The following is a 1,624-nucleotide window of genomic DNA, read 5'->3' on the forward strand; positions in this document are numbered from 1 at the left end:
GCCACGGAGGCTGGCGCGAGATGCGGTGATGCGTGTAACAGTCCGCCGCCGACCACAATGGAGTCGTAACGAGCGATCATGGTCGGCTGCCCTCGGTGACGGAGGTGGCTTTGCGTTCCCGGGTATAGGTCAGTACGAAATGCGCTACAAGCCCGAAGATCAGCCCCCAGAATGCAGCGGCCAGCCCGAGGAAACTCATGCCCGATGCCGTGACCAGGAAGGTGATCAGCGCCGCTTCACGTTGTTTCTCGTCAGCCATGGCGCCGGTCAGCCCGGCGCTGATCGCCCCGAACAGGGCCAGGCCGGCGAGGGAGGCAATCAACTCTTTGGGCAAGGCGGAAAACACCGAGGCCAGGGTCGCGCCGAAGGTACCCATCAGGATGTAGAACACCCCGCAGGCGATCCCGGCGATATAGCGCTTGTCGCGATCTTCATGGGCTTCGCGACCGGTGCAGATGGCGGCGGTAATGGCCGCGAGGTTGAAACCGTGGGAGCCGAAGGGCGCCATCAGGATCGAACCGATTGCCGTGACCGAAATGATCGAGCGCGCCGGGGTGTTGTAGCCCGAGGTACGCAACACTGCCATGCCCGGCACGTATTGCCCGGTCAGGGTCACCAGGGCCAGCGGCAGGCCGATATTGATGATCGCGTGCCAGCTCCACTCCGGGGCGATGAAGATCGGGTGGGCGACGTCGATGGTGATCGATCCGCTGTTGAGTTCGCCGAACGAAGCGGCCACGGCGCAACCGACAATCAATACCGACAGAATCGCGTAGCGCGGTGAAAAGCGCTTGAAGATCAGGTACGCCGCGATCATCGACAGCACCAGGCCCGGCTGCAGCTTGATCGAGGTGAAGAGTTCGGCGCCGAAACGAAACAGGATGCCGGCGAGCATGGCAGCGGCGATGGCTTTGGGCAGGCGACTCATCAATTTGTCGAACGCGCCGGACAAACCGACCACCGCGATAATCACCGACGCCACCACATACGCGCCGATGGCCTGGGGCAGGGAGACCGTGGGCAGCATCGACACCAGCAGCGCCGCGCCCGGCGTGGACCAGGCCGTAATCACCGGAACCCGCAAGCGCCAGCTCAGCAACAGGCCGGTAATGCCGCTGCCGATGGAAATGGCCCAGATCCAGGAAGACACCTCGTCGTTGGGCAGGTGCGCTTCCCGGGCCGCCTGAAACACGATGATCAGCGGGCCGGCATAGGAAATGATCACCGCGATGAAGCCTGCGATGACCGCTGACAGGGATAGATCCTTTCTGAGTGTGTCCATGATGTCTCGACTGGGCGCGGCAGGCACGCGGTGATTCGGATTGAGATTGAGTCGATTGATTCGATTCGAGATGAGTGTATTTGAATGAATTGAGTTGATTCAATAGGTCGAGAGGTTGTTGCGAGATGTTTTTTTGCTATTACTGCTTATTTTTCGCCGGTTTGTTAGGTAACTTGTTGATTTTAAAATAAATAATATTGTTTAAAAATATCATCCAGTAAAGATGCTTACCGATTCAATCACCGCTTCAATCGAATCAATTCATCGATTGAGTTGATTTATTAGTTGCCTAACCTCCATGTGATATGCTCGGATATTCATCATTTCTACGATGGGTAGTGA

General features: G+C 57.8%; 1 protein-coding gene. It reads right to left on the reverse strand.

Going from position 1 to position 1,624, the window contains the following annotated elements; all coding sequences use genetic code 11:
- Window positions 1-76: 76 nt before the first annotated feature.
- Complete coding sequence (locus tag ACXRVY_RS28000; RefSeq protein ID WP_223458506.1) at window positions 77-1,282, reverse strand: benzoate/H(+) symporter BenE family transporter; 1,206 nt, start codon at window positions 1,280-1,282, stop codon at window positions 77-79.
- Window positions 1,283-1,624 lie beyond the last annotated feature (342 nt).

Source organism: Pseudomonas sp. P5_A2_2, from assembly GCF_054177685.1.